General features: G+C 49.2%; 13 protein-coding genes. 7 read left to right on the top strand and 6 right to left on the bottom strand.

What is annotated here, in order from left to right; genetic code table 11:
* Positions 1 to 605 precede the first annotated feature (605 nt).
* The 4 genes from ACWHYD_RS17450 to ACWHYD_RS17465 all read right to left on the bottom strand — a co-directional run bounded on the left by ACWHYD_RS17450 (position 606) and on the right by ACWHYD_RS17465 (position 5107).
* Positions 606 to 977, bottom strand: coding sequence for a hypothetical protein (locus ACWHYD_RS17450; RefSeq protein ID WP_447963293.1), 372 nt, complete (start codon positions 975 to 977; stop codon positions 606 to 608).
* Between the two features lie 494 nt (positions 978 to 1471).
* Positions 1472 to 3394 carry a sigma-54 interaction domain-containing protein gene (locus ACWHYD_RS17455; protein ID WP_447963294.1) on the bottom strand — a complete coding sequence of 641 codons (1923 nt, stop codon included), beginning with the start codon at positions 3392 to 3394 and terminating at the stop codon, positions 1472 to 1474.
* Between the two features lie 721 nt (positions 3395 to 4115).
* The gene (locus tag ACWHYD_RS17460) at positions 4116 to 4604 is read right to left on the bottom strand and encodes a response regulator (RefSeq protein WP_447963295.1); all 489 of its coding nucleotides are present in this window, start codon (positions 4602 to 4604) and stop codon (positions 4116 to 4118) included.
* Between the two features lie 44 nt (positions 4605 to 4648).
* Positions 4649 to 5107, bottom strand: a complete 459-nt coding sequence (locus ACWHYD_RS17465) for a response regulator (RefSeq protein WP_447963296.1) — start codon at positions 5105 to 5107, stop codon at positions 4649 to 4651.
* Between the two features lie 764 nt (positions 5108 to 5871).
* On the opposite strand from ACWHYD_RS17465, the gene ACWHYD_RS17470 reads away from it, so the two are divergent.
* Both ACWHYD_RS17470 and ACWHYD_RS17475 read left to right on the top strand, forming a co-directional pair.
* Positions 5872 to 6621, top strand: a complete 750-nt coding sequence (locus tag ACWHYD_RS17470) for an ATP-binding cassette domain-containing protein (protein ID WP_447963297.1) — start codon at positions 5872 to 5874, stop codon at positions 6619 to 6621.
* A 10-nt stretch (positions 6622 to 6631) separates the two neighbouring features.
* Positions 6632 to 8227, top strand: a complete 1596-nt coding sequence (locus ACWHYD_RS17475; protein WP_447963298.1) for a glycine betaine ABC transporter substrate-binding protein — start codon at positions 6632 to 6634, stop codon at positions 8225 to 8227.
* Between the two features lie 396 nt (positions 8228 to 8623).
* On the opposite strand, the gene ACWHYD_RS17480 is transcribed toward ACWHYD_RS17475, so the two are convergent.
* The gene (locus ACWHYD_RS17480; RefSeq protein WP_447963299.1) at positions 8624 to 9274 is read right to left on the bottom strand and encodes a hypothetical protein; all 651 of its coding nucleotides are present in this window, start codon (positions 9272 to 9274) and stop codon (positions 8624 to 8626) included.
* Between the two features lie 42 nt (positions 9275 to 9316).
* Entirely contained in the window at positions 9317 to 9916 is a 600-nt protein-coding gene (locus tag ACWHYD_RS17485; RefSeq protein WP_447963300.1) for a hypothetical protein, read from the bottom strand.
* Between the two features lie 532 nt (positions 9917 to 10448).
* Between ACWHYD_RS17485 and egtD the strand changes: the two genes are divergently transcribed.
* The 5 genes from egtD (at position 10449) to mdoH (ending at position 17283) form a co-directional block, all read left to right on the top strand.
* Positions 10449 to 11432 carry an L-histidine N(alpha)-methyltransferase gene (egtD, locus tag ACWHYD_RS17490; protein ID WP_447963301.1) on the top strand — a complete coding sequence of 328 codons (984 nt, stop codon included), beginning with the start codon at positions 10449 to 10451 and terminating at the stop codon, positions 11430 to 11432.
* Positions 11433 to 11500: 68 nt separating this feature from the next.
* Entirely contained in the window at positions 11501 to 12574 is a 1074-nt protein-coding gene (locus tag ACWHYD_RS17495) for an aminotransferase class V-fold PLP-dependent enzyme (protein WP_447963302.1), read from the top strand.
* Between the two features lie 799 nt (positions 12575 to 13373).
* Positions 13374 to 14915 (top strand): glucan biosynthesis protein G, encoded by a 1542-nt coding sequence (locus ACWHYD_RS17500; RefSeq protein ID WP_447963303.1) that lies wholly within the window; start codon positions 13374 to 13376, stop codon positions 14913 to 14915.
* Positions 14915 to 15163, top strand: coding sequence for a hypothetical protein (locus ACWHYD_RS17505; RefSeq protein ID WP_447963304.1), 249 nt, complete (start codon positions 14915 to 14917; stop codon positions 15161 to 15163). Before ACWHYD_RS17500 ends, ACWHYD_RS17505 begins: the two co-directional genes overlap by 1 nt.
* Complete coding sequence (mdoH, locus tag ACWHYD_RS17510; RefSeq protein ID WP_447963305.1) at positions 15160 to 17283, top strand: glucans biosynthesis glucosyltransferase MdoH; 2124 nt, start codon at positions 15160 to 15162, stop codon at positions 17281 to 17283. The genes ACWHYD_RS17505 and mdoH overlap by 4 nt, the downstream gene beginning before the upstream one ends.
* Positions 17284 to 17510 lie beyond the last annotated feature (227 nt).

The raw sequence follows: 17510 nt of genomic DNA on the forward strand, positions 1-17510 counted from the left end.
AAGATGAAGACCAGCATGCCTGGAAATCTTCAAGCCATGATCGGCTTTCGGGAAGGACGTTTCTGTCAAGTTTTTGAGGTCCACTCTGGCGACTCACCCAAGCTCTTCAAACAAAATCATTAGACCACACTGATTAAGAGCTTGACCGTCCCGTGCGTACGCAGCAGGGCTTCGCCAAACATACTCTTACGAGGATAGACCTTTTACTACTGGATAGAAGGCGGCTTCTTCCGCAAAAAAAATGGGTTCGTTCAAAAGAGGGGGAGACTAACATTACGCTTTAGTTCGGCAAGTCGATTTTCTAAATTGTCCTAGACGCAATGACGAACCTGTGCCGTCGCATACTCTCGTCAAAAATTCATCAACCCACACCTACCGTCATTCATGCCAGAATCCCAACAGTATCAATAAAAATTGTATGCCCTAGCGGTCGAGCAGCCTCGGGTTGGCAGAAATACCTGACATATCCGTTAGGCACAAAAACCAAATCCGAAACAGAATACCTCTCTCTATCCCTGCACAGGGATCCTCCTTCATGCCCTCCTCTATTCTTGGAAACGCTGAAAGACATTCATTCATATCCCTACTCATACAGGCATTATCTATTACTCTATAAGCATGGCATGGTCTGCTTGCCGGAAATGCCAGGCAATCTCTTTATTTAAACGATTTAATTCCTCGGTCAAAGTCGAGGCAATAAGTTTCATGGAATTTCTCTGCATCCCCTTTGGATCGAATTGTGGCTTTTTCTCAAAATGGGCTATGCGCTCCCCCAAATGGCGAACACGGCTCCGTAAAGACTGGGCTTCGGCCTCTTTATCTTTTGCCGCAGCCATGTGATCCTGAATCGACCAATCTTGCATTTCCAGTTTCCATGAAGAATTCCGTTCTTGACTGCCCTCACTAGCCAAGACAAATTGCGGAAGTCCTAGGAGCATCCCCATCAGAATAAATGGAATGAATATGTTTTTATTCATAACTTCCTCCTTCCAGACCCGTAACACTGAAAAACGTATGCCAGTTAATTGCTAGAAATGCTTTCACCCACAATTGTCTTTCAATCCAATTTAGATGCCATCAGGCCAAAATCATTAATTTTTCTTTATTTTCAAATGCTTATAATGAAATCAATAATCATTTTTTTGTTACAAAGTAACATCCTTGTGAAGCACTTCTGTAACAGCTAGTTACATTAAGTTACACCTTATTATTTCATTCATCATGCGCCTGGAATTGTTTCAGGGAACCGAAGGATACTTCTCCACCAGACGATGTGGAGCGAAAAACCATCATCCGTTCATGGAGGTGACGAACCCAAAAGAAGTGTTGAAAGATCTCGCTAACTCGGGCTTCTCCTTTTTTTGGGCTCTCATCCTGGCTGGGCTCAGGTTATTTAAGTCGAAGTGGTCCTGGGATAGAGCCAGAACATACAACGGCCCCCTCAGAAGAAAGCTTTCAATTAGGAAGTAATTTAACGGCGAGTAGAAATTCCGAGGCGTGACATTCGACGATACAAAGTGAGGCGGGCGATCCCAAGCAGCTTAGCGGCAGCTGAACGGTTTCCTCCCGTTTCCTTCAATGCAGAGAGAATCTTTTCCTTCTCATGGGTTGGAGTCCTTTCTTCAGAAGGTATTACAAGAAGACTTTCATCCTGATTAAGGACTTCAGGCGGTAAATCTTGAGGTCGAATAATCGTCTGAGGACATCGAATGACGGCGAATTCAATGGCATGTTTGAGTTCTCGAACGTTTCCAGGCCATGCATAGGCCATCAACAGCCGGAGAGCTTCATTACTCACGGCCTCAACAGGTCTTCCTGTTGTCGCCCGATATTGATTCAGAAAATGACTGATTAATGATGGGATATCCTCCCGTCGCTCCCGCAACGCCGGCAACAACACTCTTCCGACCCTGATCCGATACAACAGGTCAGCCCGGAAAGTCCCCGCAGTGACATCATTGGCAAGATTATGATGTGTGGCCGCAAGCACACGAACATCCACTTTCCGAAGCCGGGACTCCCCAAGACGGGTAATTTCCCATTCTTGTAGAACCCGAAGCAGACTGGTTTGGACGGTGAGCGGAATATCGCCAATTTCATCCAGAAACAAGGTTCCGCCTTCAGCGGCTTCGATCAAACCCTGTTGATCTGATACCGCTCCTGTAAAAGCCCCACGCTTATGCCCAAATAATTGGCTGGCGACCAGTGATTCGGTTAACCCCGCACAATTCACGGCAATAAATGGAAACGCATTCCGGTGGCTGGCTTGGTGAATGGCACGAGCGACCAGTTCCTTTCCGGTTCCGGTTTCTCCCTCAATAAGAATGGTGGAGTCCACTCGAGAAAAATCCTGAATCTGCTGGAAAACCAATTGCATGGAATGGCTGGTGCCAATAAGATCCTGATATTTTCCCGTCTCTCCCAATAGTTGCCGAAGGGTCTGCACCTCCGAAGCATCGTACAAGAAAAACATTTTCCGTTCCGGGTCTCGTGGATCATCCCTCACATCCACATTGATCCAACGAGTGCATTCTCCACCAACCGCGGGCATGCGCACTAAGATTCTCTCCCGTTCTCCAGTCGGCCGATTCACCATATCCTCTATTTGAGCATGATAGGAGGGATCGTCAAACAACGCTTGCCACGGCTCACCTGAATGAGGGAAATTCGCCTTTCCGCATAACTGTTGTGCCGCCTGACTCAGAAAGGTCACCTTTCCATCCTGGTCGGTCAAGGCCGTTCCAATATGCAATTGATTCAAAATAGCAATGAGATCATCATGATTCTTCTGAATCTCCGCAATCAATTTCTCCAATTTCGCTTCGGCTTCTTTCCGTTGCGCCACTTCCCGCGACAGTAACAGATTGGCCGTCGTGAGCTCGGACGTTCTGTCCAGCACCCGCTGCTCAAGCACATCATGCGCCTCACGAAGAGCGGCTTGCGTCCGCTTCCGATCCAACTGCAGACGAACCATCTCTCCAAGTGAGTGCAATAAATTTCGCTCCTCTTGCAGGAAGGGGCCTTCAACTTCCGTCGGCCGTTCCTCCAGATACGCGACCTCAATTTCACCCGTCGTTCCATCCCGGCAAATAAATTCCTCCCGCTGGGTCCACGGGGATAACACAAAATTAGGCGTCGTAATTTCCAGATGTCCGAAACGAATGCGGGCGGCTGTGACTTCAGGGTATTGCCAGGAAGGCGGAATGAGATCAGCAATATGCTGAAGCAATTCCTGAGTCGATAAGTCTTCGTTGTGAAACAATTGCGTGGTGGAATGAAGAGCGGTCAGTTCCTTCACCCGTTCCCGGAGATCGTGTAAGGTCCGCTTCAATTCTTGATCGGAATTCTTCAATAAGTGACTATCGGTAGATGATAAGAACTCTTTGTCTTCCATGAAAGCTTCCTATGGCACTTTAAAATAAGACACGATCCCAAACGTTCTGGCTTTGCACCCTCGCATCTTTAGGACACTGCTCCGCATGGAACCAATGAATAGGCCAAGCAATCTCTTAGTCCGATCAATTACATGCGGGACACTGCTCGCCCCATTCTCATTTTCCCATCACAAAAATGTGGGCTATGTCCGGGCCGTTCAATCTCCTCATTCACAGAAACCTTCTCACTTCACAGGGTGCTTCGTCCCCCATGCCTTGATGAGTTCTCTCCAAATACCCCACTGTGAAACCTGTCGTTAAACTTATTGATCCATTCTACCTGAATCGAGAGGGTGGAGTGACCAGGCTTTTCCATATTTTTGAGGTCCTTTTGCAATTGCTCGGTATTATTCCTAAATTGGATTTGGCTCGATAGAGCAACAGATGGAGCTTGACCAAAACATCCATTACCTTCATAAAGAATTTTGCCATGAAATTTCATTTAATCAGCCAAACAGAACATGCACATCTTGGGAAATGGAAGACCATCTTCCTTGGGGTTGTGGTGTTTCCCTCGTCAGGCATACCTCACCCCTATGCCTGTTTGGCAGGATGCATTCACACTCCGATTTCAAATAAATATTAGGGGAAGAAGGAGGATTCAAGAAGAGGACAAATTAGGAGCAGGATTCACAATTTAAAAGGCAAGATTTTATTTTCCAGGGTGAAATGGATACGCCCTTATTGATGGGCCTCTTGTTTGCGATGTACGACTTCCCAGACCATTTCCAGAAACTTCCTGAGATCAAAAGGCTTTAAGAGGACGGCCAATGCCCCGGCATGTGTCGCTCTGATTCGCACAGAATCCTCAAGGTTTCCCGTAATCATTACTGCAGGAGGACAACTGATGGCCGAACTGGATAATACTTCAAGAAATTCGCATCCATTCATATGTGGCATTTCAAAATCCGTGATGATGAAATCAATCGTTTTTTCCTGAAATACCTTGAGCGCGGCCACTCCATCTGCGGCCTCAACACAATGATAACCCTCTCGTTCAATTGCTATGCGGAGTATCATGCGACATTCAACACTATCGTCGACAACCAGAATAGAAACAGCGTTTGGAGATTCAGGATCTATCCCATCAAATTTCTCCTTCGACTGTACGCTTATAGATGGATTTTCCGGAGAAAGTTCCTGGGAGTCGGCAACCCGTAACGGTATCATGAAGGTTCCTCCCTGAAATTGCCTTACTTTATCGATCTCATCCGCTATCCAAACAACCGCACACATTTGTTTCGGAATTCCGTGTGATCTATGGGCTTAATAAAATCCATGGCCCCATTCTCAATAGCCTTTATCAGCAGCTCTTTGTTTGAGGAGCTCGCGATGACTATCACTGGGAGGACAGGTGATCCTCCGCGAAGCTGAGACACGACAGCTAAACCCTTCAGGGAACTCGATTCAAAGTCCCACAATACACCATCGACGAAAGCATCCTTCAATTGATCCAATTCTTGCAAGGAAGAGGGAAGGCGTTTAAGCGTAAAAACTAAATCCCAAAGACTGTCTGTCAACCCAATCCATGTTTTAAGGTCAACATCCAAAACTAGTATGCGTTTACCGCTTTCCGGAAGGTCAGGCGCAAGCTCCGGGTGCCGACCATTAAGATTTTTTGTCTTTAAATCGATACTCCCGACATCGTGCCCACTCAAGGTGTTCACCTTCATGGGATTATGCTTTCTGGCAGGTGGCCTTTCTCGATCCTAACCACGCACAAAGCATGAGAAGATTCAATGCCGAGCCCTTCCAGTGCTACTACTCAAAACTTGTTTCCCTGATCGATTCCTGAGAATAACCGGATCTACGACATCTCCACATTGCAGACAGCGAGAAGCCATAAATTCCATTTCATTTTCACCTGAATCAACGACAGGCTCCCTATACATGAATCCACCACATCGGCAACAGCCTCCAGGTTCATGGGTCAAGGCCTGACTTTCAACACGATAAGAGTTTCCAATTAGGTGGGCGTTCATTCGAATCTCCTAGGAAGAAATAAATTGAGAACCCGGTTATGAGGACCCGTAGTTAGGCTTCCGTCTTTCTTCTCACCATACAAATTTTGCTACGGTGCAACCACTATGCCTATCCCAAATAAGCCAAAGGCCAATAAATTTCCCCATACAATTCCACGTTTGAATTCAGAGCCAGTAGATGAAGGCACATTGATGAAAAAACCGTGCGGAGGCGAATAGGGGAGCATGAGCGAATTGGCACACTTGCATCCCGTTCTTCCTGCTTGTTCTCAAAATTATAGAGGCATTCCCTACACCAACATTGCAGCAGGTGTTGATAACATGGGTAGTCTCTCCCCTTGAACCCTGTTATCCTGGCCATGGGAAATCCCCCACACGTTCATCATGACGCTGACGCATCTGCATCACAGCACCATTCTTACTCCGTCAAACCCCACACCAGGAAACTCGTCCATATGATGCCGTGGGCACTGGAAATCCAACAGGTAAGCAAACAATTCCCGGATGGCACCTATGCGCTTCAAAATATTGAATGGCATGTGAAAGAGGGGGAAACCATGGCGCTGATTGGTGAGAGCGGGTCAGGTAAAACCACCTTTTTGCGGCTCTTGAATCGCCTGATAGAACCAACCGACGGTACCGTCGTCATTCAAGGCAAGCCGGCCTGCTTACAGGATCCCATTCATCTTCGTCGACGCCTGGGGTATATCCCACAAGATGGCGGGCTCTTCCCTCACTGGACTATCAAACAAAACGTCTGCCTCGTCCCTCACTTATTAGGTTGGACATCGGAGCAGCAACTCAATCGAGTCGACATGCTCTTATCTCTCGTGAATCTGGATCCTTCGCAAATTGCCGAACGCTACCCCATTGAACTCTCAGGAGGACAGCGACAGCGCGTGGCCGTGGCACGTGCCCTGGCAGCCGATCCGCCCATCGTCCTGCTCGATGAACCGTTTGGAGCGTTGGATCCGCTCACCCGCCATGACCTACAGGACCAATTTCTCTCTCTTCAAATCAAGTTGCGAAAAACAATGGTCCTTGTGACCCATGACATGTCAGAAGCTTTCCGATTAAGCGACCGGATCACCATTCTCAAAGAAGGACACATTCAGCAAATCGGGACTCCACACGAAATTCTCCATTATCCGGCCACACCCTATGTTCATTTGCTCGTTCAGCATTATCACGCCCATCGGGGTTAGTAGGAGAGGGATGACCACCTATCGGGTCAGACAACGCAGACGGAGGATCTCTATAGGATTCGTGGTCGGACTCCTGGGACTGCTCTATTCTTTTTCCCTTCCGGTTTGGGCCTCTGACACCATTGTGGTGGGATCAAAGAACTTTATGGAAAGCCGGCTCCTGGCGGAAATGTTCGCTCAACTCATTGAGGCCCGTACGGAATTAACCGTCACGCGTCGCCTGGGACTCGCCGGCACTCAAGTCTGTTTTGAAGCGTTAAAAACCGGAGGGATTGACCTCTATCCCGAATACACCGGAACAGGGCTCGTTACCATTCTCGGTGAACCCCCAATGAACGATCGAGTGTCTGTTTTGAACCATGTTCGCACGGAGTTCCTTCACCGTTGGGATATCTGGTGGATGGCACCGCTAGGATTTGATAATTCTTATGCGCTTGCCCTTCGCCGTGATCAAGCCCAAACGTTAGGACTGCGAACAATCTCTGATCTCACGCATGTCGCACCACAGATGAAAGCCGGATTTGGGTATGAATTTATCCAGCGAGAAGATGGATTGGTAGGGTTGAATCAATCCTACGGGTTACAATTTCAGGAAGTAATCGGCATGCAACAAACCTTGAAATATCAGGCCACAGATAAAGGAGAGGTAGACATCTTAGATGTCTACACCACGGATGGACGCTTGGCTGTATATGACTTTGTCGTTTTGAAAGATGATCGTCACTTTTTCCCGCCTTATGAGGCCGCAGCACTCGTTCGCGGAGAAACTCTCAACCGTCATCCGGAATTGGGAAAGGTCATCAACTTGCTCACCAATGCATTGGATCTACCACACATGCGTGAATTAAATCTCCGGATTCAAGAACAGGGAGAACCGGTTCCCCAAGTCGCACATAGCGCTTTACGGGCACTCAATCTTGTGGCCGGCAATCACACACAACCAGACGCCAGTGCGGACTCATCCGATTCTATTTTTTCCTACATGTGGGCCAAGCGTTCTAATCTGGCCATGCGCACGGGAGAACATCTTGGGCTCTCCGGTTTTGGTTTATTCCTTGGGATTCTGGTGGCCATCCCATTGGGATTGGCCCTCGAACAATGGCGAAAGGGAGCGGAAACGATTATCCGCATTGTCGGCATGTTGCAAACCATTCCATCCATCGCGCTTCTGGCCTTTATGATTCCGATATTTGGCGTGGGAGCGCTCCCCGCCATCATGGCCTTATGGATGTATTCATTATTCCCCATCCTTCGAAACACCTATTCCGGATTGCGGGACGCAGCGCCAAATGTTGTGGAAACCGGGCGAGCCCTTGGCATGACGGAGTGGCAAATTCTCCGCACTGTTCGCCTTCCACTTGCCGCACCAACCATCATGGCCGGTATTCGAACTTCCGCCATCTGGACCGTCGGGACAGCGACACTTGCCGCCTTTATCGGCGCCGGAGGTCTGGGTGTCCCCATCGTAGCAGGGCTCCAACTTGCGGATGTCAATTTGATCTTATCCGGCGCCTTACCGGCAACCCTATTGGCTCTGACAGTTGATGGAGTATTAGGTCGGGTAGAACAGTGGGTCCGGCCGCGAGGATTAGAACCGGTTCGATAACCCCTCGAACACCCTGTAACTCAATCATGCAGTATCAGCCGTCCCATGGCCGATGAAACCGGCGAAGGTTGTTTGCCCAGGAGCCTTAGCCAAACATGGAGCAAGCAGGCTCAACACTGAGGAGACTCATGCTATTCTCGCCGAAACCAGCGCAGATGAGACCGCGAACCAGGCAACCGCAAAGGACTTCCCGATGCTGGTAAAACTGGCGTCATAGCCAATCACTCCCAAAACTGAAATCAACCGAGTCCACTTGGATCTCTCTGCCGAGAAAATCGTGCGTGACTCGCGCACTAAGGTTAAATGTTTCGATTATCCGAAGAACTGCTCGATTTCGATCTAAAAATAGTGAAAGACTGATTTCACTCAAACCGTCACGCCTGCATCACAAGATTTCTACTTTAGATACCCATCCCTTCGAGCATCCTCCCCGAACATTCTGGATGTGACCCACAAACCTTGTAGGAGATCATCATTCACACTGCGCCGCGAATCTAGCTGAATGTGCCAGTGACCGGACATGAACGGCATCACAAGGAACGCGGCAGCCCACCCAAACATTTTTCCCCGTACGTGATACTGGTAACGTTTTTTCAATTTGGCATCGATAAACAGCTCGTACGTGATGCGATACCCAAGAGAATTGTCATAAAACGGAATGAGCCACAAGGTGAAGGGTTGTAATGCACCCCACGCTCCTACCATTGCCGGCACCTCGGTCTCTTCCAGACGAAGAGAGCAGAATACTCCCGTCTCCTGCGGAGTCCTTGTCAATTTAAAGAGGCCAGACTCATTCTGGCCGTCTATTTTCTTCTTCAATGCGTCGAGAATCAGATGAGGTGGCGGTAGGTTATCATGTTTGGCAAATGAAGGACCTTCTGACAGATATTCCGGGATATACAAACTAATCTGGGGCAATTCCGGAGGCCTTGCGACTACAGCATATCTTATCGACTCGGGTCCCGGGATTTCCCAGCTTTGACACGATGATAGGAGGAGGGTAACTGCAATAGTGACGCTGACGTGGGGAAGGAGTTGCCGTCTCATTAGCGCATCAAATGCCGGGAATCGAATCCGTTTTGAAAGAGACTAGGGTGATGGAAGGTACCCGTCTGCCTGACTATCACGAAGGAACTGATAAATCGTCCCTTTGAAAGCTGTATTATAATCACCAGTCAAGCTATTCACCCACACAATCGGAAGCAGACCGATCCATTGTGCCAGTGTTTTATTGATCTCGTACCTGTATGTCTTTTTCAGCTCATTGTCCACGAACAGATCATATTGAACGAGATATCCTGCGGCCCCGCTATAACAAGGCAGTATCGTGAGTGTTAAGATTGATAGCTCACAGAAAAATTTGCTCGCGGCGGTTGGTTCTTTCAAGGTTTCGTAGATATTAAGATGAATTCCTGTCATCACTGGTGGAGTCGAGACAAGTGCTGCTGCAAATCCTGCTTCGTTCTCTAGGATTTCCTGTAGAAGTTTAGCCTCCACAGGCAGGGGATTTTCTTTCGCGTTTGGACCTCTTGCAGCCCCCCAAAAGTAGAAAAACCGAACGATCCCTTCTTTCTGTACTGAGGCGGCAGGCGCAATTACTTCGGGACCGAAACTAGCAATAGTACATGCAGTTGGGGCAATAAGAAGGCCGAGCAGGACAATGGCTCTGACTACTTGGATCGTAAACATATGGACCGGAAAGTACTACCCCAGAGAGTTAATCAAGCGAATTACGAATCAGAGGCCAGATCGACCACCATTTTAACGTTAACTGTCGATGCCCTCCTAAGTTGGGTAGAACTGTGGGTGAAACCCCGCTGCCTGGAAACGGTTCGATAATCTCGCCGAATCGCCCTTGCATGTATGGAGTAGGACGCCAGGCAATGATTCGGTTTGGCGGACAAAAGAGTTTCATTTGTAACGGATTTGGTCAATGCCTTTGTCTTGCCCGCAAGTCACTCTGCCGGTATAGTAAAATAATCTATGCAATTCCAATTTGTTCGCTATCATCCACCAACTGCATTTCAGTTCTGATCATGAGAAGACCGATTGTGGTGTCACCGAACGGGTACTTTCCTACATCGGACTTTTCCCTGGCAAAACTTGAGCCGAAGGATGTTTTTTTTTCCGCATCCCTCCAGTTCAACAGATCGCACCCACTGCGCGGCAGCCTGAGGGCGGACCCCCAATGTCGTTCACGGTACACCACTGAGGAGGACACATGGCATCGCAAATAGATCCATCAATTACCATCGATCTTCCACTCACCAGAGAAGACCCGGACTTGGTCAAAACCCAAATCACCCGAGGGCTGTTGGCCAACCCCAAAACGCTCCCCTCCAAACTCTTCTACGATGAGCGCGGATCCACCCTCTTTGAGCAAATATGTGAGTTGCCGGAATATTATCAAACCCGCACCGAGCATCAACTGCTCACCCGATGGGCTGATGAAATCGTCGGCATCAGCGAAGCGGAAGAACTTGTGGAATTAGGATCGGGGGCGGCCACAAAAACGCGAGTCCTCCTCGATGCCATGGCCAACGTCAACCAACTGCGCTATTTCGTCCCCTTTGACGTCGATGAAGCCATTGTCCGACGGGTCTCCGAAGAGCTGGTCCGGGAGTACCCAGGACTCCACATCCATGGCGTGGTGGGAGATTTCCTGGTCCATTTGGAGCATATTCCGGAAGGCGGCAAGCGCCTCGTGGTCATCCTTGGAGGAACCATTGGCAATCTTCCTGCTACCGCCGCTCACGAGTTTCTCTCCTCTGTGAATTCAGAAATGGCACCGGGAGATTATTTCTTATTGGGTGTCCAACTTATTACGGATCGTAATCGGCTGGAAGCCGCATATAATGACCAGCAGGGCATCACCGCAAAATTCAACAAGAATATTATTCGAGTACTTCATAATCAATTCGGTAGTCAGAGCGATTCAGAATCATTTGACCATGTCGCGCGGTATAATGAAGCCGACCATCGCATCGAGATGTGGCTCCGGTCGCGAGAAGATCAAACGCTGGGCATTCAGGACTTAAACTTAAAAGTCCACCTCAAGCAAGGGGAGGAAATCCGCACAGAAATCAGCACGAAATATGACCGACCCTTGGCCGAAGAACTTCTGGCCTCTTCGGGTTTTGCCTTGGTCAAATGGTACTCGGACCCTGACAGCCTGATTGGTCTCGCGCTCGCAAAAAAACCCTAAGCCGGATTCAAGAAGGGCAGGACCTTCTCCATCATGGCTCAGATCCGAACTAACCTCATTATCGCAGGGTGCTCCGCCAACTTATTCCCATGATCTATCTCAACCCGGCTGGACTCGCTCCGTTCCATCAGGGGGTGCAGCAAGAGATTTCCAGGACACTCGATACGTTCAGCCACTTGTTGTATGCGGATGCCGGCATTCAATATTACCGGGACACCCTTCAACGATGTCGACGGACCATTGCCGATTGGTTGACGTTGAACGATGAACAACGGCTCGCCTTCATGCCGAATACCACAACCGCGTGCAGTCTTGTCCTTTCTCGAATCAATTGGAAATCTGGAAATGTCCTACTGACCACCACACATGAAAATTCCACGATTCTCGATGAAATAAAAAAACTGAGTGACCGTGGCGTCCGCGTCATTGCACTCGACCCGGATGCCCACTCAGGGTTTCTTTCCGCTCTTGAACGCACATTGGATGAACAACCCATTCAGGCCATCGTCATCAGTCACGTCTCTCATTTTGATGGGCGTATTTTTCCTATCACCACAATCCAGGATCTCGCTCAGTCACACCACACGCCGCTCATCGTAGACGGGGCACAAGCCATCGGACATATTCCGGTTTCCTTCCAAGAGATTTCTCCCTATGCATATTTTTTCCCTGGCCATAAATGGTGCACCGGTCCAATGGGGACCGGCGCGCTGATAATCGGGAAAGACAGTCACCAGGAAACGCAACCTTATTGGGCTGGATATGAATTAGGCACTCAAAACATCGGCTTGATCGCCGGATTTGCCAAAGCCTGCCATCTCAAGGTTCAAACACACTCAAACAATCAAATTCTTGAAGGGTTTAGAGAAGAGTGGAAAGCCTGTCTCCGACCAAATCCATGTATTCGGACGATAGAATGGGACGGGCCTCATGCTCCTGGCATTTTATCATTCGTCTGTCTTGACGAACGCACGGAACAGACCATGCACACACTTTCCACCACTCAATCCCTTGCCTGGAAAACTCTCACCCATCCCTCCTTTCCCTCAAACCTTTCGATACGCGTCTCCTGGACCACGGATACTCCCGATATCGACATCCGCTCAACCCTTGCGTTGTTTACCTCACTTTCAAATAAATAAGGCCCCCTGCATCTCTAGAGCGACCTTGGGTTTTTCTATGTTGAACAATTTCGAAGCGCTCCCTAACTGCACCCTGACATGAGATTAAAGGGTAATTGCCTACATACTGGGCACACAATTTATACTATTACCTCGTTAAGACCTTCGGCGCTAAAAGCATGCAGCCCATTTCCTCGGATCCGGCCCATAGGCAACCAGCAAAGCCGGCCAGCACCATGCTTACCGAAGGGAGCAACCTGGTTTGCCCGGGTTCATTTTAATGAAATGAGCACTCCTGGATAGTACTCCGGTTCCTCTTTCAATCGCAGTTATCATTCGATAATATTCCAGAATCGTGTGATCTAATTAAAAAACCATTTAAAAACAACAAAAACAAGGGTAGATGCCGGATAAGATTATGCTATAATCGAGTCCAAATTATCCTTGATTAAGAATATATTCTCATTCAGTCCTAAGACGAGAATTGCCTCAAGGAATTGTTCACACTGTCCAGGACCATATTTTTGCGTGCTACCGTCTCAAATGGTTCCCCTGTCTCCCAAATCCAATGGAAGAAAGAGATCCACCTCTCTTACCCCTGGGATTTCTCCCAATAAATTCCCCTCATCCCCTCAGTTTTTCATATACCCATGTAGTACAATGGGTGACCGGGCACAGATAAGGCAGGTGGACCATCCCCCTCTTAGCCAACTCAGAATAACCTCCCCCATCGAGCAAACCTTTGTCAGGTCTGGACTCAATGGGATATTTCATATGGGCGATTGCAGTTTCATAATCTTTATTAACGGGGGCGTCAGTGATGAGATTATTGTTTGCCGGTATGATCGCGATGTTCTTGATGTTCCCCCTGCATGTTGCAGCGGGTTTCACATTCGATCAAGTGGTGCAGAGAGCGAAAGCTTTAGCAGATAAACCCTATGAAGCACCTCAACCCATCCCCAAAATTATGCGGGAAATATCCTACGAAGCATATCAAGGGATCCGGTTTAATCCTGAACACAGTCTTTGGAAAGAGAGTAATTCAAATTTCCAAGTCATGTTACTGACTCCGGGTTTGCATTACACCCACCCCGTGACACTCAACGTCATCGACTCCGAAGGTCCACGCCCGCTGGTTTTTAAGAAAAGCGACTTTGTTTTTGCCGACCCCGAAATCGAAAAACGGGTGCCGGCCGACGTAGGATTTGCGGGATTCAAGCTGACATTTCCCTTGAAAAACAAAAATGAGCAAAATCAGTTTCTGGTTTTCGCGGGAGCGAGTTATTTTCGGGGGGTCGGAAAGGAAAACGTGTTCGGGCTAGCAGGACGAGGCCTGGCCATTGATACAGGACTCCCCAGCGGGGAGGTATTTCCTTCATTCACGGAATTCTGGTTGGTACGCCCGTCTCCGGATGCCAAAGAAATGGTGGTCTATGGGTTACTGGACAGCATCAGTCTCACTGGAGCGTATCAATTTACCATTGTTCCCGGTAGCCAGACGAAGATGAAGGTACGCACTCAACTCTTCCCCAGAAAACCTATTCAGTTATTAGGTGTTGCCCCGCTGACCAGCATGTTTTTTTATGGCGAGAATACCCCACGACCAGCTGGAGAATGGCGCCGGGAAGTCCATGATTCGGACGGATTGCAGATTCATGATGGCCTCACTCGTGAATGGTTGTGGCGCCCCTTAATGAATCCTGCCAACCTGGAAATGGATTTTTTTAGCACGGAGAATGTACAAGGATTCGGGTTATTACAACGTGAGGAAAATTTTTCCGGCTACGAAGATCTCGGTGCGCATTATGAAAAACGTCCAAGCGCCTGGGTCGAACCACAGGGTGACTGGGGACAGGGAAAAGTGGTGCTCGTCCAACTGCCTACCCCCAATGAAACGCATGACAACATCGTCGCATTTTGGACACCCGTCGCGCCCGTAACCAGGGAGACCCCTTTAGAAATGGCCTATGATGTGAGTTTTGGGAAGGCCACTCTCTCACAAAATCCGTTGGGAACCGTGGTCAATACCTTTATCGGAGACGGTAATCGTATCGGGGGAGGAAATGTTCCGCAGGCGTATCGCATCATTATCGATTTTGCGGGTGGCCCACTGAGCAAAATGCCGCCCGATGCTCCCATCAGCGGCCAGGTCACGGTGTTGGATAATAGCGACATCCTGGAACATTTTGTGGAGTATCATGAACAGATACACGGATGGCGATTGTCCATCCTGGCCAAACCTCAAGACAAAAAGCCGCTTCATTTGCGGGCATTTCTCAAAACTGATTTGGCAACCTTAACGGAAACCTGGACGTACCGCCTACCAACGAACAATAACATTCTGGCACAAGACAAAGAATAATGGCCCGATCGATTGCCGAACATACTCTTTCACGAGTCTGCGATTACCTGTCGGCCATGGGAGTGGAACTAACTCGCGAGGTCACCCTGCGGGCTCTCACTCTGGTTGAAGCCGGATTGGCATCAGAACAGGAAGATCCACTGCAATTTGTGATGACAAGAATCCATTACCACTTTGCCCTTCAAATTCCTGAACTTCCAACCACCGCTCCACCGATCACACGCGGCAGCATGAGTTTTAAACCATGAAAATTCGTGAAGCCACAATCGCCGAGACCCAGCATTCCCTGGCCGCCCCCAGACGAATAAGCTGGAGAATTGCCGCAGGACTCCGCCGTGCCCTGCTCACCGTATTAGTCCTCATTCAATCTTTCGTGGCCGCTTCGTATATGACGGCCATCCTTCCCTATCATGGGGGGAATTTCCTGGAGATGGCGATTATTGCCCTGTTTTTTGTGCTATTCCTCTGGATTTCCGTTGGATTTTGGATTGGCATATTCGGATTTGTCCTCCGGTGTTTCGGCGGGGATCGATTTTCACCACTGGGACGCCATACCGCTGCAGGGTTAGGCACTCAACCCCTAGCACGGACAGCCGTGGTCATGCCGATCTACCACGAACCCATTCAGCGGACGTTCGGCGGCATCCGCGCAATGTATCGCTCATTAGAACAGACAGGGCAGATTGACCATTTTGATTTTTTCATTCTTTCCGACAGCCGCAATCCGGATGTGTGGCTGGCTGAACAAGCCGCCTGGCATAGATTATGTAACGAATTGGGAGCGGGCGGACATCTGTTTTATCGGCGCCGGTCTTTGAACCAACATTATAAAAGTGGCAATATTGCCGACTTTCTTCGCCGATGGGGTTCCGGCTATGAGTACATGATCGTCCTGGATGCGGATAGTCTCATGGGCGGATCCACCCTGGTCACGATGGTGCAACTCATGCAGGCTGAACCTCAAACAGGCATCCTGCAAACCAGCCCCACCTTGATCAATTCCCGTTCAATGTTTGCACGGGTCCAGCAATTTGCCAATCATATCTACGGCCCACTGTTTACGACAGGCCTTGCCTCCCTACAGCTTGGGGAAGCAGTCTACTGGGGCCATAACGCCATTCTTCGTACCCAAGCGTTTATGGAACATGCCGGCCTGAAGCGGCTTCCCGGACCAGGACTTTTTCATGGCCCTATTCTCAGTCACGATTTTGTGGAAGCCTCATTTATGGGACGGGGCGGGTTTGAAGTCTGGCTGGAACCGGAACTCTCTCACAGTTATGAAGAATCCCCTCCCACCCTTGTGGATGACTTGCAACGCGATAAACGCTGGGCCAAGGGCAATTTACAGCACATGTGGCTCATGCTGTTTGAACCTGGTTTGCGGCCTGCCCATCGCATGGCATTTTTGAACGGGATAATGTCCTATCTGGCCTCCCCGTTATGGTTAATTTTTTTGGTATTAACCACGATTGAGGCCGCACGGTTAGTGCTATATCCCATTAATTACTTTCCGGAACCTCATAGCCTCTTTCCCCATTGGCCTGAATGGAATCCGGAATGGGCCATCATTCTAGCCAGCAGCACCTTGTTTCTGCTGTTTTTGCCAAAATTTCTGGCGGTGATCGATGTCATCCGATGTCGACGAGGCAAACAGCACGGTGGCATCATTCGACTCCTGATTAGTGTCTTGCTGGAAATAATGGTGTCCACTCTCCTCGCGCCCATCCGCATGTTGGCCCATAGCCGTTTTGTGGTAGAAGCCCTGCTCAACACGTCGTTGCGGTGGGCTGGCCAGAATCGAACAGATGAAACCGGCTGGTCAGCCGCAATTTTAAATCAGGCACCAGGAACACTGATTGCCGGATCCTGGGCCGCATTCGCTTTCTGGCTTGATCAGATGTTTTTTTTCTGGTCCCTTCCGGTCGCAGGTCCACTCGTATTTGCCGCGCCCACCTCCGTCTTTCTCAGTCGGGTAGGACCCGGTGAACGACTGAAACGCTGGGGATTCTTACAAGTTCCTGAGGAACGTCATGGCTCACCATTGCTGGACGATGTCTATGCCAGGACCTATCCTCAATTAGAAACATACACTGAGCGCTCTTCTCCCGCCATACAGGCTATTCTGGATCCGGTGCTGAACCAGGTACATCAAGCCATGGCTCATGCGCATCGTGGGGGGAAAAAACAGGAAATGATCCTCGCGCTCCGCAAACGATGCTTTCAACATGGCCCGCACACCCTCACGCAAAAAGAACTCTGTCACCTGGTACGCGACCGCGCCAGTTTGCAATGGCTGCACGAGCAGGCATGGCAAGCTCAACCGGATTCCTACTGGGGCAAAGCCCTTCAGCATCATTTCCAACACTGACCGGATTTGACCAGCACCTAAACATCCCTTGGACCATCCACCAGGATGACCTTTGAGAAATGAAATATGACAGGGGCAGAGGGTTTGGCCTTCAAGGTAGCCAAACGTTCTATGCCTGGGCTTCCTCATCACGCGGGAATGCGTGGATAATTTCTCTAATGTTGACTCAACTTATTTCCGAAGGCCTAGCCAGATAAGACTGGGGTGACTCTTCTTAAAAATTCTTA

Source organism: Nitrospira sp. Ecomares 2.1, from assembly GCF_965152585.1.